Here is a 24,773-nt window from a genome sequence, read left to right as displayed (position 1 = left end):
GATGATTTAGCCCGGCTCAAGCGCCGGGCTTTTTCTTTGGCCTATTGGTCGATGAAATCGCGGATGGCACGGGTATAGGCACCGGGATCCTGAAAAGATGCGAAGTGGCTGACATCATCCAGAACAAGCAACTTGGCGCCCGGAATCGCGTCAGCAATTGCTTGTGAATGCGCCATCAGAATGGCCTCGTCATGTGCGCTTTGAACCACAAGTGTCGGGACGGTGATCGATGACAGCTCCTCAAGCCCGCCGGGTTTTTCGGTGCCCCACATGGCTGCAACGCCGCCAAGAAATGCTTCGAACCCGTCAGGAGTCGGGGACATGGCCGCATAATCTTGGGCCATCATGCCCACATAAGTGCCAAACACCTCGTTGGTTTCCACCGAAGGATCGATCCCGTCGAGCGTGACATTGCCTGCATGGGCAAAGTGACTGGCCAGCCGATCCGGGTTGGTGGTCGAGATTGAATACCCGATATTTGCCCCGTCGGACCAGCCGACCAGATGCGCCTGATCGACTCCCAGATGATCCAGCAGCGCCAGATAATCCTGCGACAACAACGCGTAGGAATAGGGGCTGCCATCGTTGGTGGATCGTCCGTGCCCGCGCGTATCCGCCACGATTACCCTGTGATCCTGGGACAGTTCGGCAACCTGCGCGGCCCAGACATCGCCATGGGCAAGCCCACCGTGGATCATCAGAACCGGGGTGCCGCCCGCATCGCCATACGTGGCGTAATACATGTCGATGCCGTTGATCTCTGCCGTGCCCGCTTCGGTGGCGGCGGGCATCTGGGGGGCTTGCGGGATGCTCAGCCATTTGTCTTCGGCCCAACCTGCCGTCGCGGCGCAGCTTAGGAAAAGTGCTGTGGTGAATGTCTTCATTGTATCCTCCCGTTGAACCAAAGGCCGTAACCAAGTCAGGCTGGGCGGAAGGATACCGTGTTTTTCAGTAAACGGGATAATTACCTTTCCCGCGCAGATCAGTCATCCGAGGACATTGCTTTCCAGATCAAGGCACCGATTGCGCCGCCAATCAGGGGGGCCACCCAGAACAGCCAGAGCTGAGCCAATGCAGGGCCGTCGGCAAACAGGGCAACGCCGGTTGAGCGCGCCGGGTTGACGGAGGTATTTGTCACCGGGATTGAGATCAGGTGGATCAGGGTCAGTGCCAGACCGATGGCAATCGGAGCGAACCCGGCAGGTGCCTTTTCCGACGTCGCGCCCAGAATGATCAGAACGAAGAAAGCGGTCATCACGATTTCGATGATCAAAGCCGACATCAACGAATATCCCTGTGGTGAGGCCTCACCATACCCGTTTGACGCGAACCCACCGACACCAGCGAAATCGGGTGCCCCGCTGACGATCAGGTACAGAACCACTGCGGCGGCAATTGCGCCAATGACCTGTGCAACCCAATAAGGCAGAAGGTCTTTGGCCGGAAACCGTCCTCCAATCATCAGGCCCAAACTGACGGCCGGGTTGAAATGCCCGCCCGAGATTGGGCCGACCGTGTAAGCCATCGTCAAAACGGTAAGGCCAAAGGCAAAGGAAACACCAAGCCAGCCGATGCCGACATCTGCCACACCAGCCGCCAGAACGGCACTGCCGCAGCCTCCCAGAACCAACCAGAACGTGCCGAAGAACTCGGCAAGTAGTTTCGATGACATAGAAAATCCTCCGCCCAATAATGAGGTTAACCGTAATTCAAGAATTAGCTTATGTTAAATTGTTGCGAACGGGGAATTTTTTTCGACGCTTCCTCAATCGGGTCAGAACGGACCGCTGTGCCATTGAGCGGGATCAAGATGAAAAAGCTTTGACAGCTGTTCATAGATTGCCGGGTCAGAGGATTTCAGTGCATGTGGACGTTCAAAGAACACTTCGACCGAAACGGCAAAGAACTCTTCGTGACCTTCCGCGCCGTAGGGATCGATCACTGTAGGTTTTCCGTTTTCCACGGCATGAATATGTGTCTTGTAACCGTTCAGAAAGGCGGTTTCCCATTCGCCAAAGCTTTGGCCATTGCTGAGCACGGGAACACCATTGGTTGCGCCCGAGAGGTCATCAAGCTGGTGCGCGAACTCGTGAAAGACGACGTTCCGGCCATCGTGATCATTCAGGGCACCGCGCTGGCTGTGGGCCCAGGACAGGATCACGGGGCCACGGTTCCAGCTTTCCCCGCTGCGGATGATTTCCTGTTCAGTGACGACATAGCCACTGTGTCGGCGCTGTTTTGACTTGAAGGCACCGGGGTAAACCAGAATGGTCGTCAGGTTGTCATACCACTGGTCCGTATTCACCACGAGCAGACAGGCTTGCGCGGCAATCGACACCTGCATGTCTTCGGTGACGTCCAGCCCGTCGCAGCCGACGAAATCGACCTGATCAAGAAACAGGTTGATCTTTCCTTCCAGCGCCCCGCGCAGGTCTTTGGGCAGTTTCCGGATAATTGGCACCTGAGCGTTCACAATATCGCGCTGGTGCTGGGACAGCGACGTGGCCAGCAAGGTCAGGCGGGATTGTCTTTTCGACCAGAAGTGAAAGGCCGCAGCGCCAGCGATCAGCGCGACAACCGTCAGAAAAAGCAACATGGATCGACTGTAGCGTGATCAGATAGGGACGAAAACGGGAAACCCGGATCAACCGGGCACGCAAAAGAAAAGACGCCACGGGTTTCCCCACGGCGTCCTGACATAAAATGAAGTCTGCTTACTGCTTGACTTCTGCCGCCGGGTTCGATCCGGCTTTGGCGCTGCGGCCGGGGTTCAGGGGGTCGTCCTGACGCTGAACCGAGCCTTCGAAATGCGCGCCGCTTTCAATGGCGATGGTCTTGTGGATGATGTCACCTTCTACGCGGGCGGTCGAGGTCAGGCGAACCTTGAGACCACGCACGCGGCCAACGATGCGACCGTTGATCACAACGTCATCTGCGGTGACTTCGCCCTTGATCGTTGCCGATTCACCAATGGTCAGAAGATGGGCGCGGATGTCGCCTTCGACAGTGCCTTCCACCTGAATGTCACCGCTGGTCTTGATGTTGCCAGTAATGTGCAGATCCGAGGACAGAACCGAGGCCGGCGGCTTGGGTTTGGGTGCCATTGCAGGTTTCGCGTCAGCCGGAGCAGGAGCCGCTGGGGTCGCCGGAGCGGCTGGTTTGGCCGCCTCGGGTGCTTTGGGTGCGGGCTCGTTGATTTTGCTTTTAGAAAACATTTTTCGCAGCCTTGATGTAAGTCATTGGGTTTACGGGATTTCCGTTCACGCGCACCTCGTAGTGCAGATGCGTGCCGGTGGACCGTCCGGTGTTACCCATATCAGCAATATGATCCCCGCGCGAGACCCTTTGGCCGACCTTTACGTTGATCTTGGTGTTATGAGCATAAAGTGTCTCAATTCCGAACGCGTGCTTGATTTTCACAAGGCGTCCGAAGCCTGATTGCCAACCGGCATGCGTGACCACGCCATCAGCGGTCGCAAAGATATCGGTGCCAGTCGCTGCGGCAAAATCCGTGCCGTTGTGCATCCGGCTACCGCCGGTTTTTGGGTCGCGGCGGCGACCATATCCGCTGGTAAAGCGAAACGCGCTTTTGACCGGGCTGGCGAAGGGGGCCTTTTCCGCCGCAATCCGGTACAGGTTCAGCTGATCCATCTGGCGCAGCAACGTGTTTGCGCGGACTTCTTCGGGCGAAAGCTCGTCTTCTTCGCCGCGTGTGCTAAGGGATAAAGGGGTCAGCGGACCGCCCATACCGCTATATCCGCGCCGGACCTCTTCGATGATGCGATCTGTCGGCATTCCGGCCTGACGGAACATCTTGTCCAGAGGCTCGACCGAGATGACCATCGCCTCTTCCAACTGGCGGAAAATCTCGTCGCTGCGTTCCTGCATCAAACGGATTTCCAGTTCCAGATCGTCCCGCTGTTCCAGCGCGTCCTGCGCGTTGGTGGCGATCAGGTCGCGTTCTTTGGCGGTTCGCGCCAAGGCGTCCGTCATAAAGGCCATTTGCACCGGGGCGCTGGAAACCGCAGCATACATGTCGGAGCCGCTGGTGTCCTGTTTCAATTGGGCCAGCTCTGAGCGCGCCTCCTCGCGCTGCTTCATCGTGGCGCGCAATGTCGTCTGGATGACTTCAATACCTGTCTCAAGCTCGCGGCGACGGTTTTCCGAGGCCAGCAGTTCCGACTGCATCGCGGAAATCTGGTCCAGGGCGGCATTGAATCGGTCCTGAGCTGCCAGTGCCTCATGCGCGCGGGAATCGCGTTCTGCCGACAGGGTGTTCAGGCGTTCCTGATAGATGGCCTGATCGCGCTTTGCCTGTTCCCGGAAATTCCCGGCCCCGATGCTGTCCATCAACAATATGGCTGTCGCAACCGCTGTCCATCCGACCATGACGGCAACGCCGGCCACTGCGACGACCTGAGTTTCCGAACTGAGCCGGATAAATTTTGTGTCTGTGTCGGATTTCAGAAAGACCCGGCGTTCCGGGAAATGCCTCTCAAGCAGTGAGTGCAGTTTTATTGCCAGACGTGTTCGCACGCGCCCTACCTTTCATCCCCAAGATCGGAACCGGTCGTGAGTGCCTGCCGTCCCTTGCGCCGATTGCATAAAGCGGCAGGGGCGTTCGGGCAAGTTTGTTGACCAATCAGGTGCAAATGGCGCTGAAATCCCGCAAAGATCGGCGAGATTTTGCCGAAAATAACGCAGAAGTGTCAGTTCGAGAGGTCTCCGGGCGCGGGCAGGTCTTCGGTCAGGGGCCAGTAGAAATCGGGGGGCAACCCGGCTTCGGCCCGTTTTTCTTCGTTGAAGGGGGGCTTGAGAACACCGTGGAAGTACCGCCGGACCAGCGCGTGAAACACATCCTTGGGGTCGGCGTTTTCGCGGCCACACAGGAAGTGGAACCATTTTGAGCCGTAGGCGACGTGGCCGACTTCTTCGGCATATATCACTTCGAGCGCGGCGATGGCCTGCGCGGCCTTGGCCTTGCGGAATATCTCGATCATGCCGGGAGTGACATCCAGCCCACGCGCCTCAAGCACCATAGGCACAACGGCCAGCCGCCCCATCAGATCTTCGGCTGTATCTTCGGCGGCGCGCCACATGCCAGCATGGGCGGGCAGGGCGCCATAGTGGCTGCCCATCTGTTCCAGACAATCGCAGACCATCTCGAAATGGCGCGATTCTTCTTCGGCGCATTTTACCCAGTCATCATAGAACCCGATGGGCATGGGTACATGGCCAAAGCGCGCGATGATGTCCCAGTGCAGATCGACGGCGTTCAGTTCGATATGGGCAACCGCGTGCAGCAGGGCAATGCGCCCGGCCTCGGTACCCGGTTTCCGTTTGGGTACCTCACGCGGGGACAACAGCTCGGGCTTGTCCGGGCGCGCGGGGGACAGGGGCGGTGATGCGGTGCCGATCTCGATCGGCTCACCCTCGGCCTTGCGGGAGGCAAACCACGCGGCGGCATGGGCTTTGGACAGGGCGGTTTTGGCCCGCCCGTCCGCTGTTGTCAGAACCTCTGTCGCCATCTGTGTCAGTGTTTTGGGCACCGGGTCACTCCGCCTTAGGCATGTCAGCGCGGGTGATAGACCGGATGGCGCGGCAGGTCGAGGGGGGCTTAGAGCGCCTTCACCGCTTCCAGCACCTCATCCACGTGGCCGGGCACCTTGACCTTGCGCCAGACCTTGGCAATGCGTCCCTCGCTATCAATGATAAAGGTCGATCGCTCGATCCCCATCGATTTCCGGCCATACATGTTCTTTTCAACCCATACGCCATAGTCTTCGCAGACGGTCGAACCTTCGTCCGACAAGAGCGGAGTGGTCAGCCCGTGTTTGGCGACAAACTTGTCATGCTTGGCGACGCTGTCCCGCGAAATGCCGAAAACGTGAGCCCCTGCATCGGTAAACGCCTGAAGCTGCTCTGAGAAACCGATGGATTCCTTGGTGCAGCCCGGCGTATCATCACGGGGATAGAAGAACAAAACCACGGTGCCACCGCGCAACGCCGAAAGCGTCACCTCGCCACCGCCGTCGCGCGGCAAAGTGAAGTCGGGGGCGATGTCTGAAACGTCGGGCATTGGAAACTCCGCTAAAGGTTTTTAAAGGCTGCCCGTCATCATAGGGCAACGCGTGCGGGTTGGAAGGCGTGGATAGCAAATTGAAGCAGCACGAAGACGACGAAGCAAAGCCGGGCAAGCCTGTGCGCCGTCGGTCGCGCCGCCGCACCGCTGGTCTGTGGGCCATGCGTGGGGCCATCGTGCTGGTGCTTCTGGCGATGTTCACCGGCTTCATGGTCGTGGGGCAGAGGATGCACGCGCCGGTCTGGCTGCGCGACAGGGTCGAAGCCCGGCTGGAACGGGCGCTGGGCGGGCTGCAAATCCGGTTTGGAGACGTCAGTTTCATCATCCACGAAGGCTGGCGCCCCCGTCTGCGGCTGACCGATGTTGCCATCAGTGACGCCGCAGGCCAGCAGATTGCGCAGGTATCCGATATGCGCGCCAGCCTGGCCATGCGCCCCTTGCTGCGTGGTCAGGTCCGGCCCAAGCGCATCATTCTGAGTGGCGCGCAGATCGCCATGACCCGCGATCAGGACGGGGCTCTGACCCTGACCGTGGGATCGGGCAGCGCGCCGGTGCAGGAAGCGCCGGACCTTGCACAGCTGATCGAGGGATCGGACGAGGTGTTTCAGTCTCCGCTCCTGTCGGCGCTGACCTCGGTCGAACTAGATGCGATTACGCTGGATTACCGCGACCTGCGGCAGGGGCGGTCGTGGGTTCTGGACGGTGGGCATATTCAGGCGAACCGCAGTGACAACGAAGTGCGGCTTGCGACCGGGTTTTCGGTTCTGGCCGGGCGTGACTATGTCAGCAGTATCGAAGCCAACTATACCAGCGTACTGGGCACGCCTGCCGCCAGCTTTGGCATCTCGGTCACCGATCTTCCGGCCGAGGATATCGCAGGCCAAAGCCCGGCCCTTGCCTGGTTGCAGGTTCTGCGCGCACCGATTTCAGGGGCTTTGCGGGGCAGTGTCGATGAGAACGGGGCCACAGGAACCGTGTTCGCAACCCTCAATCTGGGGGCCGGGGCGGTGCAGCCCAACCCGGAAACGCGCCCGGTTCCTTTCGAATCTGCCCGCACGTATTTCACCTATGACCCGAAAGCCCAGATGCTGGACTTCAATGAGGTATCGGTGGTGTCGGCCTGGGGCACAGTTCAGGCCGATGGAAAGGCGTTTCTGCAAGGGGCTGAAGACGGTGTGCTGGACAGTCTGGAGACGCAGTTGCGCTTGTCCGGGATCAATGTGAACCCGGCAAATCTGTTCCCGGAGCCGATTCAGCTGTCGCGTGCCAGCGTGGATTTCAAGATGGCGTTCAACCCGTTCCAGTTGCGCCTTGGCCAGATGACCATCGAGGATCCGGGTCATACCGTGCGCGCCTTCGGGGTTTTGCACGGTCGTCCCGATGGCTGGGCTGTGGCGCTGGATGCCCATCTGGATCAGATGAGCTCGGACAATGTTCTGAGTTACTGGCCCGAGCGTCTGGCGCCGAAGCCACGGGAATGGGTGACGGAAAACCTCTATCAGGGGGTTTTGTCGGACATGGATTTCGCCCTGCGTCTGGAGCCCGGTTCCAAACCGGACCTGTATCTTGATTTCGGGTTCGAGCAAGCCAAGGTTCGCTTTGCAAAGACCCTGCCGCCAATCGAAGATGCACAAGGTCAGGCCAGTCTGATCGACAGCCGGTTTACGGTCACCGCGCAGCAGGGGGTGGTGGTCGCCGATGACGGGGGGAGTGTGGATGCCGCGGGGACGTCCTTCATCATACCTGACACGGATATCAAGAAATCCGCACCCGGCATCGCGCGTATTCAGGCAAAGGGCAGCGTGACCTCTGCGTTGTCGCTGCTGGACCGACCACCGCTGGAATTGCTGAGCAAGGCCGGGTTGCCCGTTGACGTTGCCACAGGCACGGTTGCGTTGACCGGAACGCTGTCTCTGCCGTTGATAAAAGAGCTGAAGTTTCAGGATACCGAATTTCACTTCAACGGAACGCTGGCCAATCTGTCCAGTGACCGTCTGGTACCGGGATTTTCTGTAAGTGCCCCGATGCTGAATATTTCCGGCAATCAGTCGGGTGTTCAGATTCAGGGACTGGGGCAGTTCGGCGATGTGCCGCTAGAAGCACTTTGGCAGCAGCCTATTGACGGCGAAACCGAACAGCGCAGCACCTTGACCGGCCAGATCGAACTGTCCCCACGTCTGATGGATGAGATCAGGGCCGGCCTGCCGCCGGGGATGCTGACGGGCAAAGGGGTTGCCGAAATTACACTGGGCCTGGGCGCTGGGACACCCCCGAAACTGTCTGTTGTTTCGGACCTTCAGGGCGTGGCGCTTGCCATCCCTGAACTCGGCTGGCGCAAGGCGGCGAACACCACAGGATCGCTGACTGCCGACGCGACGTTGGGGGCGCAGTTGAAGGTGGACGACCTGCGGATCAACGCAGCGGGACTGCGCACAACCGCATCCATTTCCTTTCACGAAAACGGTGAATATGACCGTGTCCAGTTCAGCTCGTTCGATCTGGGGGACTGGCTGGCGGTTCCGGCGGAACTGATCGGGCGGGGGGCTGCTGTCCCGGATATCCGCGTCTTAGGCGGTGTGCTGAACATGGGGCGTGCAAACTTCGGGGAAAGCGGCGGATCGGGCGGAGGCGGAGGTGCCGGACCAAAACTGGACGTGACATTGGACCGTCTTCAGGTCACCGAAACAGTTGCGCTGACAGGTTTCCGGGGTGCGTTCCAGACGACCGGTGGCGTAAATGGCACTTTCACAGCGCGGGTGAACGGCGGAGCGGCTGTTGCCGGTCAAGTGACCCCGCGGGGAAATCGAAGCGCCGTTGACCTGACGTCGAAAGACGCGGGGGCCGTTTTGCGATCAGCCGGGGTTCTGACGCAGGCGCGCGGCGGTGATCTGGACCTCAAGCTTGAACCGGTGGCTGCGCCCGGCAGTTACGACGTGATCCTGAAGATCGTTAATACCCGGATCACCGACGCCCCGGCCATGGCCGCGATTCTGAACGCGATCAGCCTTGTTGGTCTGCTGGACGAGATGGCCGGGCAGGGGATCTTCTTTTCGGCTATTGACAGCCGCATGAGGATATCGCCCACCGACATCAAAGTGCTGAGTGGCAGCGCTGTTGGCCCGTCGATGGGGCTTTCGTTTGATGGCACAATCGACACCGTGAACAGCCTGCTGAACCTGCGGGGGGCGATTTCACCGATTTACCTTCTCAATGCCGTTGGCAGCGTGTTTACCCGCAAGGGTGAAGGCGTCATTGGGTTCAATTACACGCTGACCGGGCCGATATCTTCGCCCAAAGTCGCGGTGAACCCTCTGTCCGGTCTGGCGCCCCTGTTTCTGCGTGATCTCTTGCGTCAGCCTGCGCCAACGGTCTCGGATGGCCCCAATGCTGCGCCGGTGGAACCTGACGAGCCGAAACCGACTTTTGGCTCTCCTCCCAGTGATCGCTGAGGAGATATGGCAGAATCTTTTTTGGGGTTGTAAGGCGCGGTCATGAAGCTCAGCGATTTTGATTTCGACCTGCCCGACGACCTGATTGCCACGCGGCCTGCCTGCCCGCGATCCTCTGCGCGCCTGCTTGTGGCGCAGGGGGGTGGTACAGTGGACAGCCACGTGTTCGATCTGCCCGATTTCCTGCGTCCGGGTGACCGGCTGGTGTTGAACGACACGCGCGTTATCCCGGCGCGCCTGAACGGGCGGCGCCACAGGGACAGCGCGCAAGGCCCGGTTTCCGCCGGGGTCGAGGCCACTCTGCTGGATCCGCAGGCCGATGGCACCTGGTCTGCGCTCATCAAGCCGCTGAAGAAAGTGAAGCCGGGGGAAGAGATTGTATTTTCCGCCGATCTGAGCGCGACGCTGGATCGGGTGAAAGACGGGCAGGCCTTTTTGCGCTTCAATCTCAGCGGTCAGGATTTCGACAAGGCGCTGGATCAGGCTGGTGCGATGCCGTTGCCGCCCTATATCGCCGCCAAACGTCCGGCGGATGAGCAGGACAAGACGGATTATCAGACCATCTGGGCCCGCAGGTCCGGTGCGGTGGCAGCGCCGACCGCCTCGTTGCATTTTGACGATGCCCTGATGCAGGCTTTGTCGGACCGGGGCGTCGCCGTCACACATGTGACCCTGCATGTTGGCGCGGGAACCTTCCTGCCGGTTAAGGTCGAGGATGTGACAACCCACAAGATGCACGCCGAATGGGGGCAGGTCAGCGCCGAGGCTGTTGCCGAGATACAGGCCACAAAAGCTGCGGGCGGGCGTGTCATCCCGGTGGGCACCACCGCCCTGCGCCTGATCGAAAGTGCTGCGCGTTCGGGCACGATCGAACCGTGGGAAGGTGAAACCGATATCTTCATCTATCCCGGTTTCCGGTTTCATGTGACCGATGCGCTGATGACAAACTTTCATCTGCCAAAATCCACGCTGCTGATGCTGGTTTCAGCGTTGATGGGTCAGGACCGGATGCGCGAGGTTTACGCCCATGCCATCGCGCAGAAATACCGGTTCTTTTCTTATGGCGATGCGTCGCTTTTGATCCCCGGATAGGCGCGCATACGGCATCACCGACAGGGAATGTCGTAGACAAGCGCGATGGAAGCTGTCTTTGATCGCAGAACAAAACTCAAACAAGGTTGGCACCTATCGGAGGCCCAAATGATTCAGGTTCTGTCCAGCGCATGGGCATTGTTGCTCGGCATGGGGTTGCTGATGGTCGGAAACGGCCTTCAGGGCACGATCCTGGGTGTTCGCGGACAGCTTGAGGGATTTTCGACCCTTGAGATGTCTTTTGTAATGTCAGCTTATTTCGTTGGTTTTCTGGGCGGTTCACGGCTTGCGCCCGAGATGATCCGGCGTGTTGGCCATGTGCGGGTCTTTGCGGCACTGGCGTCTTTCATTTCGGCCGTGATGATCATGTATCCGATGCTGGCAGACCCGATTGCCTGGGTTCTGGGGCGCGTGGTGATCGGGTTCTGTTTCTCGGGTGTTTACGTCACTGCGGAAAGCTGGCTTAACAACGCAGCCAATAATGAAAACCGCGGGCAGGCCCTGTCGCTTTACATGATCGTTCAGATGTTGGGTATCATCGGCGCGCAGGGCCTTTTCCTGTTGGGCGACCCGGCCGGGTACGAAACATTCGTGATCGCCTCGATCCTTGTTTCGGTTTCTTTCGCACCGATTTTGCTGTCGATCTCACCAACTCCGGCGTTCGATACCACCAAGCCGATGACGTTGCGGGAGTTGATGAAAAGCTCTCCGCTGGGGTGTGTCGGCATGTTCCTGCTGGGGGGCGTGTTTTCGGCGCAGTTCGGGATGTCGGCGGTTTATGGGGCTCAGGCCGGATTGTCCTTGGTTGAAATCTCGGCATTTGTGGCGGCGTTCTATGTTGGGGCAATTGTCCTGCAATACCCGCTGGGCTGGTTTTCCGACCGGATGGACAGGCGTTTTCTGATCCTGTTGGTTGCGGCAACCGGGGCTGTTGGCGCCGTCAGTGGTATGCTTTATGGCTTTTCTTTCGAAATCCTTCTGGCGTCTGCTTTTGTGATCGGCGGAATGACCAACCCTTTGTATTCATTGCTGATTGCGCACACCAACGATTTTCTGGAATACGAAGACATGGCCGCGGCATCAGGCGGCCTGATCTTTATCAACGGCCTTGGGGCAATTACCGGACCTGTTATCACAGGTTGGCTGATGGGTGACGCGGTGTTTGGCCCTCCGGGCTTTTTCCTGATCATCGCCGTGTTGCTTGTCGCGTTGGCCGCCTATTCGGTCTACCGGATGACCCAGCGTGCAGCCATTCCTGTTGATGAAACCAGCACCATGTCGACGCTTTATCCAACCGCATCGCCCGTTGCATTCGAGGTTGCACAGGAAGTTGCGATAGAGGCGGCAGAAGCCGAGTTCGAAGAGGGTTCGCGCGAAACCGCTTGAGACACGGAATTATGTCGTTTGTGTTGCAATATGTTACTGTAACAGTTCTGTAAAAGGGACTTAAATGACGTTACGTCTGGGGCGCGGGCAATTGACGGAGTTTAAGGCAATGGTAACGCCTGAAGAAGTATTGAGTTTTTGGTTAGATGAAGTTGGCCCTAAGGGTTGGTATCTTGAGGATGAGGCGCTGGATGCAGACATTCGGGCGCGGTTTCAGCCAACTTGGGAAGCGGCGGCAGCGGGCCGGTTTTCGCTCTGGTTGACTTACCCCAGCGGGGCGCTTGCTTATATCATCCTGACAGATCAGTTCCCACGTAACATGTTCCGAGGGGAGGCGCGTGCCTTCTCGACTGATCGTGCGGCATTGGCGGCAGCAAAATGCGCAGTCGACAAAGGCTGGGACAAGAAGATCGACGAACCGGCCAGACAGTTCTTTTACCTGCCCATGATGCACTCGGAAAACCTGTGTGATCAGGAACGCTGTGTGCGTCTGATCTGCCAAAACATGAGCAGCGACGCAAGCAACCTGCTGCACGCCAGAGCGCATCGCGAGGTGATCCGCAAGTTTGGTCGTTTCCCGTATCGGAACGCAGCGTTGTCCCGCAGCTCGACCCCGCACGAAACTGCTTATGTCGATATGGGCGGGTACGGGACAACCGTGCGCGAACTACAGGCAACGGGCTAAGCGCTAAACTGCAACCGCGCTTTGGCCGCGGCTGCGCTTTATGACTTAGGCGTGCATCCCCTTAATGCCAGAACGCGTTCCGCTGCGATATCGGCACCGGTTTGGATCGCCTGCGCAATCAGCACTTCTGGCGTGTCAGCAAGTTCCGAAATCCGCTCCTGAACCGTTTGCAGCTTCTGTTCTGCTGCATTCAGGCGGCCCAGCGTTGCCTGGAGGTTTTGCGCGGCTTGGCTGCTTGCCAACGTGTCTTGTTGTGAAAGTGCCGCCAAATCAGTCCGCAACGCCGCAAGCTCGTCCCGAATGCCCTTCGCCTCATCCCGGAGGGGGGCCACGGCCTGAACCGTATGCGAGACTTCAGCAGTGATGCTTTCGGCTTTCGACGCCAGTTTCCAGCCCAGAAACAGGCACAGCGCAACAAGTATCAATGTGGCGTTGAGCAGGGCAAGCAGCAGATCTTTCAGAGTTTTGGCCATGGTCAGCCCCTTGAATGGGTTGAGAGAAGAATAGGTCCGACCGGTGTCGGCGTTTCTTTTCTAGCCATTGCATGGCCCGGGGTATAGGCTGAAATCCGCAAGTTCAGGCATCGCTTACCCTGCGTCCTATTTGTCGCGGGATGGGTATATTGATGCGTTCCGAATAATAGTTTAATGGTAAACTAAAATTTTCAACTCCTGCGCCGAGAGGAACACATGGCTGCACAATCCTATGATCTGATCGTAATCGGGGCTGGCCCCGGCGGCTATGTCGCTGCAATCCGCGCAGCCCAGCTGGGCTTGAAAACCGCGGTTGTCGAGCGCGAGCATTTGGGGGGGATCTGCCTGAACTGGGGCTGTATTCCCACCAAGGCGCTGTTGCGGTCGTCCGAAGTGTTCCATCTGATGGAGCGCGCCAAGGATTTCGGTCTGAAAGCCGAAAAGATCGGATATGACCTGGACGCGGTGGTCAAACGATCCCGTGGCGTAGCTGCGCAGCTGTCAGGTGGCATCGGCCATCTGCTGAAGAAGAACAAGGTTGCCGTTGTGATGGGTCAGGCCACGATCCCCGCAAAGGGCAGGGTCAGCGTCAAGACCGACAAAGGCACCGAGGAACTGACGGCCAAGAACATCATTCTCGCAACCGGGGCACGGGCACGGGAACTGCCGGGCCTTGAAGCTGATGGCGATCTGGTCTGGACCTACAAGCACGCGCTGCAACCGCCGCGGATGCCGAAAAAACTGCTCGTCATCGGGTCTGGTGCGATCGGCATCGAATTCGCCAGCTTCTACAATACGCTGGGCGCAGACACCACGGTTGTCGAGGTGATGGACCGGGTGTTGCCGGTAGAAGATGCCGAGATCAGCGCATTGGCCAAAAAGGCGTTCACCAAACAGGGCATGACCATCATGGAAAAGGCCATGGTCAAGCAGTTGGATCGTGGCAAGGGGAAAGTGACCGCGCATATCGAGGTTAAAGGCAAGTTTGAAAAACACGAGTTCGACACAGTGATCTCGGCCGTCGGGATCGTTGGCAATGTCGAAAACCTCGGTCTGGAAGCTCTGGGCGTCAAGATCGACCGGACACATGTAGTCACGGACGAGTATTGCCGCACCGGGGTTGAGGGCCTTTATGCGATCGGTGACATCGCGGGCGCGCCCTGGCTTGCGCACAAAGCAAGCCACGAGGGTGTTATGGTCGCGGACCTCATCGCTGGTCAACATGCGCATCCGGTCAAACCCGAAAGCATCGCAGGGTGCACCTATTGCCAGCCTCAGGTTGCCTCGGTTGGATATACCGAAGCAAAAGCCAAAGAACTGGGTTACGACATCAAAGTCGGCCGCTTCCCCTTTATCGGCAATGGCAAGGCCATCGCTTTGGGTGAACCGGACGGGCTGATCAAAACCGTATTCGATGCAAAAACAGGCGAGTTGCTGGGCGCCCACATGATCGGTGCCGAAGTCACCGAACTGATTCAGGGATACGTGGTTGGTCGCCAGTTGGAGACAACGGAAGAAGACCTGATGAACACCGTCTTCCCGCACCCGACACTATCAGAGATGATGCACGAAAGCGTGCTGGATGCCTATGGTCGCGTGATCCATATGTAAGATCGGCGTATTTGCCCCGGCCGGGTGGGGGGCTCTGCCCCCGCCCCGCGCGTGCCGCGCGCCTCCCCCGGGATATTTTGGGCCAGATGAAGCAGGGATCCTTTATTCATCTGGCTGCAAATATCCCGGAGCGCGAGGCAGAGCCTCGCAAAAAACCTATGTGTTCAAAGCATCCAGAATGCGCGCCCATGACCGGATGCCCTTGTGGAAGCTTTTCACGTCATATTTCTCGTTCGGTGAGTGAATGGCATCATCTTCGTTTGCATATCCAACCAGCATCGAGTCGAGCCCCAGAACGGTGTTGAAATAGCCGACAACAGGGATTGATCCCCCCATGCCGGTGAACACTGCCTCGCGGTCCCATTCATCCGACAGCGCACCGCGCGCGGCTTCGAATTCGGAGCGGGTGATATTCATGACCGAAGCGGGAGAGCCTTCCATGTCGTTGTCCCAGACCACTTTGGCGTCAGGGGAGAGCCGATCCTCGACATGTTTGCGGATTTTGACGCGCAGCGCGTCCGGGTCCATGTCACCAACAAGGCGGCAGGTAATTTTGCAATGGGCCTTGGACGGAATAACGGTTTTGGAGCCCGCACCGTTATAACCGCCCCACAGACCGTTCACTTCGAGCGTTGGTCGTGCCCATTGTTGCTCCAAGGTGGAGTACCCCTTTTCGCCATGTGGTTGGGTGTAGCCGACCGAATTCAGATAATCCGCTTCGTCGAAGCCGCAATTCTGCCATTGGCGCAACTGGTCTTCGGGTACGTCATGCACACCTTCGTAGAACCCGTCGACCGCGACCCGCCCGGTTTCGTCGTCATAAAAAGAGGTCACGATTTTCGACAGTTCGCGCAGCGGGTTCAGGCCCGGGCCGCCATAGTGGCCGGAATGCAGGTCGATGCGCGGTCCCACGATGGTAAATTCGTCCTTCAGCATGCCCCTCAACTGCGCCGCAATCGACGGAACGCCGCGTGATACCATGGATGTATCGCAGACCAGCGCCAGATCCGCTTTGAGTTCGGCGGCATTTTCCTTGAGGAAAGGAACCAGTGAGGGCGAGCCCGATTCTTCTTCGCCCTCGAAAAAGAAAGTTATGCGGCACGGCAAGGATCCGTGCACGGCTTTCCAGGCGCGGCAGGCTTCGACAAAAGTCATCAACTGACCCTTGTCGTCTGATGCTCCGCGTCCGCGGATGACCGGACCGGTTTCGGTGTCCTCAATGGCGGGATCGAACGGATCCCGGTTCCACAGGTTCAGCGGATCGACCGGCTGCACATCGTAGTGGCCGTAAAACAGGAAATGCGGCGCAGTCGCGTCCTCACCCACGTGACCGACAACCATTGGGTGGCCCGGTGTTTCCCGTTTCTCGGCCGCAATTCCGATACTGTTCAGATCGGCAACCAGCCAGTCCGCGGCGCGGCTGACCTCGGCCTTGTATGCGGGGTCGGTCGAGATCGACGGGATGCGCAGCAGTTCCATCAGGCGGTCGATCGAGGTTTGCAAATCTTCGTCAATCCGGTTCAGCACGGCGTCTAGCGACATGGGGGGCTCCTGCCTGTTTTTTTGTTCCTGCGAACCCTAGCAGCGTTGTCGGTGCCGTCCAGAGTTGTTGACACGAATTGCGGCCCGGCAGTGTAAGCTTTGATTAGGGGGGAGAGACCTGCGTCGTTTCCACGCGTCCGATAGCCGTAACTTTACTTGTCGGATGGGGTGCAAACTTATATTTGATGCAAATCAAAGTTGGGTTCACCTTTTCGGCGGTAACCAGCTGAATAAGGGAACACAAAGCCACCGAAACAGGTTAAGCTGTGGGAGGTGGCGAAAATATCGCCCAGTGAAAAACCGGATACGGGCGTTCAAGGAGGGTCCTTTGGACTATACTGCTCAGCTCGATTCAGCGATTGCCAGGCTGCATGATGAAGGTCGTTACCGGACCTTTATCGATATCGAACGTCGCAATGGACATTTCCCCCATGCGGTGCGCACGCGTCCGGACGGGTCACAGCAGAATATCACCGTATGGTGCGGCAACGATTATCTGGGCATGGGGCAAAACCCGTTCGTTCTGAATGCAATGCACGAAGCTGTTGATGCAGCCGGTGCAGGTTCGGGCGGTACACGCAATATCTCGGGCACCACAGTTTATCACAAAAGGCTTGAGGCTGAACTGGCCGATCTGCACGGCAAGGAAGCCGCGCTGCTTTTTACCAGCGCCTATATCGCCAATGACGCAACGCTCAGCACGCTGCCCAAACTGTTCCCGGGCCTGATCATCTATTCTGACGCGCTGAACCATGCCTCGATGATCGAAGGCGTACGCCGGAATGGCGGGGCTAAGCGCATCTTCCGGCACAATGACGTGGCGCATCTGCGCGAACTGCTTGAGGCGGATGACCCCGCCGCGCCCAAACTGGTCGTATTCGAGTCGGTTTATTCAATGGATGGCGATTTTGGTCCAATCGAAGAAATCTGTGATCTGGCAGATGAATTCGGCGCACTGACCTATATCGACGAAGTGCATGCGGTGGGCATGTATGGCCCGCGCGGCGGCGGTGTGACCGAGCGCGATAACCTTGCCCACCGGATCGACATCATCAACGGCACGCTGGCAAAAGCCTATGGCGTGATGGGCGGCTATATCGCTGCCAGCGCCAAGATGTGCGACGCCGTGCGGTCATACGCACCGGGCTTTATCTTTACCACGTCCCTGCCACCTGCGGTTGCGGCCGGGGCTGCCGCATCTGTTGCCTACCTGAAAACTGCACCTGAGCTGCGCGAGCAGCATCAGACGCAGGCCAAAATCCTCAAGCTGCGGTTAAAGGGTATGGGACTGCCGCTGATCGACCACGGGAGCCATATCGTGCCCGTGATCGTCGGAAACCCGGTCCATACCAAGAAGCTCAGCGATATGCTGTTGGATGATTACGGCATTTATGTGCAACCGATCAATTTCCCGACCGTTCCGCGCGGAACCGAGCGTCTGCGCTTTACCCCTTCTCCGGTGCATGGACCTGACGAAATGAACCGTCTGGTACAGGCGATGGACGAACTTTGGTCACATTGTGCGCTAAATCGCGCCGAACTTGCCGGTTAACCTCACGCCAAAGTGTGCAACGTATTTGCCGCGTGTTAAGCTTACGCTAACAAAATTGGCAGACGAATCGTTTTGGGGATGATTCGCCGCTAACGCGAAACACGCGACAGGCAGAATGGGGCAGCAGGAATGATTGGGCGCAGATCACAGCGCGAATCTGATGAGGACGTAGATGTCAGACCCAAAGGGTTTGATGACTACGAGGTACGCCTTGGTGACAAGATGCGCGGCGAACGCGCAACCATGGGCAAATCTCTGTTGGATGTTCAGCGCGAGTTGAGGATCAAAGCCAACTACATTGCTGCCATCGAAAACGCGGATCCCGACGCCTTTGACACGCCCGGCTTTATCGCCGGGTATGTGCGTTCTTATGCGCGTTATCTGGGTATGAACCCGGATGAAACATTCTCGACTTTCTGCGCGGAAAGCGGTTTTTCGGTCGCGCATGGCATGTCGGCCGAGGCTTCGGTGGTGCGAAAGCCGACCGGTGCGCTTCCGGCGCGTGGGCCAATGGGACGCGATCCCTTCATCTCGCCCAATACGCCGTACATTCCGGGCAAGGAATCTCTGGTCAGTCAGATTGAACCGCGCGCCATCGGCTCGTCGCTGGTGCTGTTGGCGGTAATTGGCGGCATCGGCTATGGCGGGTGGGCCGTTCTGAACAAGATCCAGCAGGTGCAGGTCAGCCCGGTTGAACAAGCGCCTGTGGTGCTGTCCGACCTTGATCCGCTGGATGCCGTGCGCGGCGGCGTTGTCGATGATGTGGTTGCTGCGGCGAATACCGAGGCACTGGACCGTCTCTATCGTCCGCAGGCCTTGGATGTTCCGGTTCTGGTTGCCCGCGATGCGCCGATTTCGACCCTTGACCCGCGCGATGTCGGAACCTTCCGCCCGCCAAGCCTGCCGCAGTTCGAAGTTGCCGAAGTGCACACGGTTGAACGACCAGCTTTGCCTCAGGTCGTGGAACAGGTTGATACCACGCTGAAAATCGTTGCTGTCGATCCTTCTTGGATGCGGGTAACGGCGGCAGATGGCAGTGTCATTTTCGAAGGGACGCTTGGGACGGTCGAGCAAGGCAGTGTCTTTGAGGTTCCGCTGACAGAAGAACCGCCGCTGTTGCGGGCAGGGGCGTCGGGATCGGTTTATTTCTCGATGAACGGCGAGCACTATGGCCCGGCAGGGGCACCCGGCACGGTTGCTAAAGGGGTGATCCTTTCGAAAGACGCAGTTTCTGGAGTCTATGCCGTTGCCGATCTTGAAGCGGATCAGAACAGCGCGCTCAAGCAGCTGGTGGCTGAACTGCAAACCGAGGCGACAGAAGCGCCCGCCGAGTGATCTTGCCATTGCGGTAACCCCTTTGCCGGACTATCTACTGTCGCAACTCAGGCAGACGCGGATCCGTCCTTATGTCCCTTAATCACGTGCGCCCTTGGCGCGACATTTATCGTCGTAAATCCCGTCAAATCATGGTCGGCAACGTCCCTGTCGGGGGCGATGCCCCGATCGCCGTTCAGACCATGACCAACACCCTGACCACCGATGTGGCGGCAACAGTGGCGCAGGTTCAGGCCGCAGCCGAGGCTGGCGCGGATATCGTGCGCGTTTCAGTCCCCGATGAGGCGTCGGCTAAGGCATTGAAAGAGATCGTGCGCGAAAGCCCGGTGCCCATCGTTGCGGACATCCATTTTCACTATCGCCGTGGTATCGAGGCGGCCGAGGCAGGCGCTGCCTGTCTGCGCATCAATCCCGGCAACATCGGCGATGAACGCCGGGTGAAAGAAGTCATTCAGGCCGCGCGCGACCACAATTGCTCGATCCGGATCGGCGTGAATGCGGGCAGTCTGGAAAAGCACCTGCTTGAGAAATATGGCGAGCCGTGCCCCGAAGCGATGGTCGAAAGCGGGTTGGAACATATCCGCATCCTTCAGGACAATGATTTTCATGAGTTCAAAATCAGTGTGAAGGCCAGCGACGTTTTCCTGTCCGCCGCCGCATATCAGGGCATAGCCGAAGCCACTGATGCGCCCATCCATCTGGGTATCACCGAGGCGGGCGGACTGGTGTCCGGCACCATCAAATCTGCCATCGGGTTGGGCAACCTGCTGTGGATGGGGATCGGCGACACGATCCGCGTCAGCCTGTCTGCCGATCCGGTGGAAGAGGTGAAGGTTGGCTTTGAAATCCTCAAATCCCTTGGTCTGCGCCACCGGGGCGTCAACATCATCTCATGCCCGTCCTGCGCACGGCAGGGGTTTGACGTCATCAAGACCGTCGAGGCGCTGGAACGCCGTCTGGAACACATCAAGACACCGATGAGCCTGTCGATCATCGGCTGCGTGGTCAACGGACCGGGCGAGGCGCTGATGACCGATGTCGGGTTTACCGGTGGCGGGGCAGGATCCGGGATGGTTTATCTGGCAGGCAAGGCCAGCCACAAGATGTCGAACGATCAGATGATCGACCACATCGTGGAACAGGTCGAAAAGAAAGCGACGGAACTGGATGCGGCTGCGGAAGCCGCTGAGTAGTGTGGGGTTGGCTGTGTCGGTAAGGCAGGCATAGCGACCTTACTCATCCCTTGCCCTGATGCCTGAGCTGTTGCAAACTTGTTTCGTGACCGAACGATGCCTGTTTCGCGATTGGTTCCGTCGGTCAACAGACCAGCGCGGACCCATGCTTTGGGAGGAGTGTGTCATGACATCCAAGACCGCAGGCCCTACGCCACCTGAGAACCTGACGCCACACCAGCAGGCCATGCCCAAGGTCAATCGGGTTACTTCGGATGACATAAAGGCGTCGCTGAAAGCTGGGTTTTCCGATTTTCTGGCGCGCCCCTTCATGAGCGGTTTCTTCGGGCTTTTCTATGCGGCTTTCGGAATCCTGATGGTCTGGAGCTTGGTCTGGCTTGGCAAGATCTGGATGATCATTCCAGCGATTGTCGGATTTCCTCTGGTCGCGCCTTTCGCCGCTGCGGGACTTTATGAGATGTCCCGGCGGTTACAGAAGGGAGAGAGTTTTGGCTGGTATGAAATCCTCACTGTCATGGCCGATCAACGCAAGCGCGAAATGGGCTGGATGGCCTTTGTCACACTGTTCATTTTCTGGGTTTGGGTTTACCAGGTCCGGCTTTGGCTTGCGATCATCCTGCAGAACTCATCCTTTTCGGATTTTGATGGATTCTTGAACATCATCTTGTTCACTCCGCAGGGGTGGACATTCCTTGCAATCGGCACCTGTGTCGGAGCGTTTCTGTCGGCTGTCCTGTTTTCGGTAACTGTCGTCGCCATGCCCATGCTTCTGGACCGGGAAACCAATTTCGTTTCAGCCATGTTGACGTCCTTACGCGTCGTCTCGGAAAGCCCTGTGGTCATGCTCGGCTGGGCAGCGATCATCTCGGTCACAATGTTATTGTCGATGGTTCCGGCGTTTATGGGCTTGATCTTCACCTTGCCGATCCTTGGCCATACAACGTGGCATCTCTATCAACGGGCCGTGGAACCGGCAGACGGCTGACGTCAGCGATCAGTTCGTCTTTTTTGTCTGGGGGCAGCTGTGCCGCCCCCAATACCAATCAACCCTGTTCCGCGCGAACGCCATCTGCAATTTGCTGCATCTGATCGGCGGGCAGATAGCCGCGCAGCAACTCGGTTCCCAGCACGAATGAGGGCGTGCCCGATATCTGCATCCGTTGCGCCAGGGCACGGGTGCGGCTGATCTCATCCGTGACGCTGTCGCTGTCCATCGCGGCAATGATCGCGTCACTGTCCAGGCCCAGCCCGTCTGAGATGCGGCGCAGGGTAACTTCGGACGGTTCGCCGTTGAAGGCCATCAGGGCATCGTGAACCTGTTTATAGGCGTCACCACCAGCGACGTGTTTGGTGGCCACGGCAAAGCGCGAGGACAAAACAGATGCGTCGCCCAGAATTGGCAGCTCTTTGATCACAAACCGGATATTGCCGTCGCTGGCCAGCAGGTTTGCCACTTCGGGCACCGCACGGCGGCAATAGCCGCAGCGGTAGTCCATGAATTCGACCAGCGTGATATCGCCATCCGGGTTGCCGCCGACCCAGCTATAGCCATCGTTGAACAGTTCGGCCGCATTGGCGGCGACCAGTTCTTTGTCGGCGGCCGCTTCGGCCACTGCGTTTCGCTGTTCGAGTATATTGATTGCCTCGATAATGACTTCGGGGTTTTCCAGCAGGTATTCGCGTACCTGAGCGCCAAACTCTGCCTTTTCGGCATCATTCATCGCGTTCAGGTCCAGCGCCTGTGCCGAGGTCGCCGCCATGGAAAGCCCCAGAAGGGCAGGTGCAGCATGTCTGAGGATCATTTCCGTTTCCTTTTATCTTTCTTGAGTCGTTCTGAGGCAATCAGCACGTCTTGTGCCCTTTGCCAACCCGGAGAGCCTTCGGGCAACTGTCCTACAGCCCGTTTCGCGTGAATTCCGGCATCCTCCATCCGACCTTGCAGCGCATAGCGCTCTGCCGTCACGGTCGAAGCCATGCCGTTATTTCCGACCTGCGCATAAGCCACACCCAGGTCCTGCATCAGGCGGGCATTGCGAAAATCGCGCGCGCGCGCCTGTTCCAGTGCGTTCAATGCCTGTTTCGTTTCCCCCTGTGCCAGCAGGGCACGCCCGTAGCTCGCAAGGATCAACGCATTGTTCGGGGCCATTTCAACAGCGTTAGCATAAGCTTTAACAGCTTCGCTTACACGTCTGTTTTCCAACAGTATTTGCCCCTTCAGATCGTAATAGAACGGGTCGTCAGGACGCTCGGCGAGCGCTGCGTCAATTGCGGCACGGGCGCGGGACAGATCGCGGTTCTGATGATAGGCCGAAGCCTCTCGCATCAGGCGGATGTCTCGGTAGGATTCTTCGCCAGCGCGCCGCAAGGTCCAACTGGGCGACCGCAGAAAGGCCGAAAGCTTGCCTTTGACCCGCGCAAACCAGTAGTCCGCATTGGGGTTTGGAACGGCTCGGTCGCCAAACTCATCCAGGAACGCCTCGGCGGCACGCAGGCGGTCACGGCTTGTCGGGTGTGATCGCATATAGGGGTCCTGATTGGCGACACTCAGCAGTTCCTGACCGGCGAACTTCCGGTGCAGTTCCACCATCCCGCTGGGCGAGATTTCGGCCCATCGCAGGTAACTTGCCGCACTGCGGTCAGCGGATGCCTCTTCTGCGCGGGTGTGACCCAGAAAACCGCGAATTGCCGCGCCTTGGGTGCCAGCGGCGATCCCGATGGCGGCCTCGCCCCCACCCGCCGCAGCTGCCAGCAGGGCCAAAGCCGTGCCGAGACTGGCGTTGCGCTGCGCGGCTTTCAGGTTCTCAGCCCGCCGTGCCAGATGACCATTCGAGATATGGGCGGCCTCGTGCGCGATGACAGCCTGCAACATCTCGGGGCTTTCGACGGTCAGAATCAGCCCGTAGTTCACATAGATCGCGTTGTAGTCGATGACGAATGCGTTGAACGTGTTGTCGTTGACGACCAGAATCTGAACCCGGTTCGTGTTCAGCCCCGCAGCCCGCAACACCGGAAAGGCCAGTTCACGCAGGCCATGTTCGATATCAGGGTCGCGGATCAGGCTTTGCGCGTGCGATTGCATCGCTACCGCCAGCCAGACGACAACGGCAACCATCAGGGCCGGGATTGACGCCAACCGGGATACGCGCTCAAAAGCCATGACTGCAACATGGGAGATGGGCATGAGAAACTCAACCCGGTCCGGGGTCGATCCCTTCATCGTGATGGATGTGATGGAGGCGGCACGCAAGGCCGAAGAAGCAGGTCGCCATGTTATTCACATGGAAGTCGGCCAGCCCGGAACCGGCGCACCCAAGGGTGCAACCGAAGCTTTGGCCACGGCGATGGAGCAAGGCCCGCTGGGATATACGGTTGCTCTGGGTCTGCCCGCCCTGAGGCAGCGGATCGCCCGGCTTTATGGCGATTGGTACAATGTCGATCTGAACCCCGAGCGGGTGGTGATCACACCTGGCTCGTCCGGCGGATTCCTGCTGACCTTTACCGCATTGTTCGACAGTGGCGACCGTGTCGGTATCGGCGCGCCCGGCTATCCGTCCTATCGCCAGATCCTGAAGGCACTGGGTCTGGTTCCGGTCGACCTGCCGACCGCGCCGGAAAACAGGTTGCAGCCCGTGGCGGCGGATATTCAGGGGATGGATCTGAAGGGGCTGATGGTGGCCTCACCTGCAAATCCGACCGGTACGATGTTGGACCGGGCCGCCATGGGCGCCCTGATCGAGGCGGCGCACGGGCAGGGCGCGTCGTTCATCAGTGACGAGATTTACCACGGGCTGGAATACGAAGCCAAGGCCGTGACGGCGCTGGAACTGACAGATGAATGCTATGTGATCAACTCGTTCTCGAAATACTTTTCGATGACCGGATGGCGCGTAGGCTGGATGGTGGTGCCCGAGGATCAGGTGCGCGTGGTCGAACGGATCGCTCAGAACATGTTCATCTGCGCCCCCCATGCCAGTCAGGTCGCAGCGCTGGCTGCCATGGATTGCGACGACGAATTGCAAGCCAATCTGGACGTGTACCGCCGCAATCGCGCGCTGATGCTGGACGGGCTGCCCAAAGCCGGGTTTTCGAACATCGCGCCGCCCGATGGGGCGTTTTATGTCTATGCCGATGTGTCTGATCTGACCGATGACAGCCGCGCATTTGCTGCCGAGATTCTGGAGCAGGCCGGTGTGGCCGTGACACCTGGGTTGGATTTTGACCCGCAGCGCGGCCATACCACATTGCGATTTTCCTATGCGCGCGCGACGGATGACATTCAGGAAGGGCTTGAGCGTTTGCGCCTTTTTATGACGCAGCGCGGCGCTGTCAGGGAAAAGGCCTGAGCCGTTCACAAGCCGCCCCTTGTGGTATAG

General features: G+C 58.7%; 21 protein-coding genes. 10 read left to right on the top strand and 11 right to left on the bottom strand.

What is annotated here, in order from left to right; all coding sequences use genetic code 11:
• Positions 1-41 precede the first annotated feature (41 nt).
• The 7 genes from ACR0LL_RS06315 to ACR0LL_RS06285 all read right to left on the bottom strand — a co-directional run bounded on the left by ACR0LL_RS06315 (position 42) and on the right by ACR0LL_RS06285 (position 6,079).
• Positions 42-884: an alpha/beta fold hydrolase gene (locus tag ACR0LL_RS06315; protein WP_480584836.1), complete on the bottom strand. Its 843-nt coding sequence runs from the start codon at positions 882-884 to the stop codon at positions 42-44.
• Positions 885-982: 98 nt separating this feature from the next.
• Positions 983-1,672, bottom strand: a complete 690-nt coding sequence (aqpZ, locus tag ACR0LL_RS06310; protein ID WP_480584834.1) for an aquaporin Z — start codon at positions 1,670-1,672, stop codon at positions 983-985.
• 102 nt (positions 1,673-1,774) lie between these two features.
• Positions 1,775-2,596: a M90 family metallopeptidase gene (locus tag ACR0LL_RS06305; protein ID WP_480584831.1), complete on the bottom strand. Its 822-nt coding sequence runs from the start codon at positions 2,594-2,596 to the stop codon at positions 1,775-1,777.
• Between the two features lie 118 nt (positions 2,597-2,714).
• Positions 2,715-3,215 (bottom strand): bactofilin family protein, encoded by a 501-nt coding sequence (locus ACR0LL_RS06300; protein WP_209596778.1) that lies wholly within the window; start codon positions 3,213-3,215, stop codon positions 2,715-2,717.
• A complete protein-coding gene (locus ACR0LL_RS06295) occupies positions 3,205-4,536 on the bottom strand; it encodes a DUF5930 domain-containing protein (protein WP_480584828.1) in 1,332 nt (443 codons plus the stop codon). The genes ACR0LL_RS06300 and ACR0LL_RS06295 overlap by 11 nt, the downstream gene beginning before the upstream one ends.
• A gap of 173 nt (positions 4,537-4,709) precedes the next feature.
• The gene (locus tag ACR0LL_RS06290; RefSeq protein WP_480476777.1) at positions 4,710-5,528 is read right to left on the bottom strand and encodes a ferritin-like domain-containing protein; all 819 of its coding nucleotides are present in this window, start codon (positions 5,526-5,528) and stop codon (positions 4,710-4,712) included.
• Between the two features lie 89 nt (positions 5,529-5,617).
• Positions 5,618-6,079, bottom strand: coding sequence for a peroxiredoxin (locus tag ACR0LL_RS06285; protein WP_480584825.1), 462 nt, complete (start codon positions 6,077-6,079; stop codon positions 5,618-5,620).
• A 68-nt stretch (positions 6,080-6,147) separates the two neighbouring features.
• Here ACR0LL_RS06285 and ACR0LL_RS06280 point away from each other — a divergent pair, with 68 nt between their 5' ends.
• The 4 genes from ACR0LL_RS06280 (at position 6,148) to ACR0LL_RS06265 (ending at position 12,694) form a co-directional block, all read left to right on the top strand.
• Positions 6,148-9,531 carry a YhdP family protein gene (locus ACR0LL_RS06280; RefSeq protein ID WP_480584823.1) on the top strand — a complete coding sequence of 1,128 codons (3,384 nt, stop codon included), beginning with the start codon at positions 6,148-6,150 and terminating at the stop codon, positions 9,529-9,531.
• A 42-nt stretch (positions 9,532-9,573) separates the two neighbouring features.
• Entirely contained in the window at positions 9,574-10,623 is a 1,050-nt protein-coding gene (queA, locus tag ACR0LL_RS06275; RefSeq protein ID WP_480584821.1) for a tRNA preQ1(34) S-adenosylmethionine ribosyltransferase-isomerase QueA, read from the top strand.
• Between the two features lie 108 nt (positions 10,624-10,731).
• A complete protein-coding gene (locus ACR0LL_RS06270) occupies positions 10,732-12,009 on the top strand; it encodes an MFS transporter (protein ID WP_480504774.1) in 1,278 nt (425 codons plus the stop codon).
• Between the two features lie 109 nt (positions 12,010-12,118).
• The gene (locus ACR0LL_RS06265; RefSeq protein WP_267364025.1) at positions 12,119-12,694 is read left to right on the top strand and encodes a DUF924 family protein; all 576 of its coding nucleotides are present in this window, start codon (positions 12,119-12,121) and stop codon (positions 12,692-12,694) included.
• 38 nt (positions 12,695-12,732) lie between these two features.
• Here the strand turns inward: ACR0LL_RS06265 and ACR0LL_RS06260 are convergent, their stop codons facing one another.
• Complete coding sequence (locus ACR0LL_RS06260) at positions 12,733-13,167, bottom strand: hypothetical protein (protein ID WP_480584818.1); 435 nt, start codon at positions 13,165-13,167, stop codon at positions 12,733-12,735.
• Between the two features lie 216 nt (positions 13,168-13,383).
• Between ACR0LL_RS06260 and lpdA the strand changes: the two genes are divergently transcribed.
• Complete coding sequence (gene lpdA, locus ACR0LL_RS06255; RefSeq protein ID WP_480584815.1) at positions 13,384-14,778, top strand: dihydrolipoyl dehydrogenase; 1,395 nt, start codon at positions 13,384-13,386, stop codon at positions 14,776-14,778.
• 156 nt (positions 14,779-14,934) lie between these two features.
• On the opposite strand, the gene ACR0LL_RS06250 is transcribed toward lpdA, so the two are convergent.
• Positions 14,935-16,320: a M20/M25/M40 family metallo-hydrolase gene (locus ACR0LL_RS06250; RefSeq protein WP_480584812.1), complete on the bottom strand. Its 1,386-nt coding sequence runs from the start codon at positions 16,318-16,320 to the stop codon at positions 14,935-14,937.
• 328 nt (positions 16,321-16,648) lie between these two features.
• Here ACR0LL_RS06250 and hemA point away from each other — a divergent pair, with 328 nt between their 5' ends.
• The 4 genes from hemA (at position 16,649) to ACR0LL_RS06230 (ending at position 21,385) form a co-directional block, all read left to right on the top strand.
• A complete protein-coding gene (gene hemA, locus ACR0LL_RS06245; protein ID WP_480584809.1) occupies positions 16,649-17,872 on the top strand; it encodes a 5-aminolevulinate synthase in 1,224 nt (407 codons plus the stop codon).
• Between the two features lie 129 nt (positions 17,873-18,001).
• Positions 18,002-19,207 carry a helix-turn-helix domain-containing protein gene (locus tag ACR0LL_RS06240; protein WP_480584807.1) on the top strand — a complete coding sequence of 402 codons (1,206 nt, stop codon included), beginning with the start codon at positions 18,002-18,004 and terminating at the stop codon, positions 19,205-19,207.
• A 71-nt stretch (positions 19,208-19,278) separates the two neighbouring features.
• Complete coding sequence (gene ispG / locus ACR0LL_RS06235) at positions 19,279-20,400, top strand: flavodoxin-dependent (E)-4-hydroxy-3-methylbut-2-enyl-diphosphate synthase (RefSeq protein ID WP_480584804.1); 1,122 nt, start codon at positions 19,279-19,281, stop codon at positions 20,398-20,400.
• Between the two features lie 166 nt (positions 20,401-20,566).
• Entirely contained in the window at positions 20,567-21,385 is an 819-nt protein-coding gene (locus ACR0LL_RS06230) for a DUF2189 domain-containing protein (protein ID WP_480480460.1), read from the top strand.
• 58 nt (positions 21,386-21,443) lie between these two features.
• Here ACR0LL_RS06230 and ACR0LL_RS06225 read toward each other — a convergent pair whose 3' ends face one another.
• Together ACR0LL_RS06225 and ACR0LL_RS06220 are read right to left on the bottom strand one after the other, a co-directional pair.
• Positions 21,444-22,202, bottom strand: a complete 759-nt coding sequence (locus tag ACR0LL_RS06225) for a DsbA family protein (RefSeq protein WP_480584802.1) — start codon at positions 22,200-22,202, stop codon at positions 21,444-21,446.
• A complete protein-coding gene (locus tag ACR0LL_RS06220; protein ID WP_480584799.1) occupies positions 22,199-23,581 on the bottom strand; it encodes a M48 family metalloprotease in 1,383 nt (460 codons plus the stop codon). The genes ACR0LL_RS06225 and ACR0LL_RS06220 overlap by 4 nt, the downstream gene beginning before the upstream one ends.
• On the opposite strand from ACR0LL_RS06220, the gene ACR0LL_RS06215 reads away from it, so the two are divergent.
• A complete protein-coding gene (locus ACR0LL_RS06215; protein ID WP_480584797.1) occupies positions 23,580-24,743 on the top strand; it encodes a pyridoxal phosphate-dependent aminotransferase in 1,164 nt (387 codons plus the stop codon). The two genes, ACR0LL_RS06220 and ACR0LL_RS06215, sit on opposite strands and share 2 nt — an antisense overlap.
• Positions 24,744-24,773: the final 30 nt, after the last annotated feature.

The sequence above is a fragment of the Ruegeria sp. AI2 genome, assembly GCF_056541275.1.
This window is presented reverse-complemented; position numbering and strand designations above follow the sequence as displayed.